The organism is Paraburkholderia sp. SIMBA_054, assembly GCF_046534875.1.
GTDB classification, from domain to species: domain Bacteria; phylum Pseudomonadota; class Gammaproteobacteria; order Burkholderiales; family Burkholderiaceae; genus Paraburkholderia; species Paraburkholderia hospita.
Window position 1 is genome coordinate 1 of the sequence record NZ_JAWRXV010001203.1, and the last position, 254, is coordinate 254.

1 pseudogene is annotated in these 254 nt (G+C 68.1%); it reads left to right on the forward strand.

Annotation, left to right across the window (positions count from 1 at the left end):
• A pseudogene (locus tag SB822_RS58940) lies at positions 1-254 on the forward strand (peptidase domain-containing ABC transporter); the annotation flags it as partial.

Consider the following 254-nt stretch of genomic DNA (forward strand, 5'->3'; position numbering starts at 1 on the left):
GAGCCTGAAAGTGGCCGGCGAGGAGCCGCAGCGGCGCAGCGCCTACGAGAACCTGATGGTCGAAACGGTGAACCAGGAGGTGCGGCTGGCGCGCATGGGCCTGGGCTTCGGCAGCGCCAGCCAGCTGGTGTTCGGGCTCGAGCGCGTGGCGGTGATGTGGATCGGCGCGCTGTTGGCGCTGCGCGGAGTGTTCTCGGTGGGCATGCTGATCGCCTATCTTTCCTACAAGGACCAGTTCGCCGGGCGCATGGGCG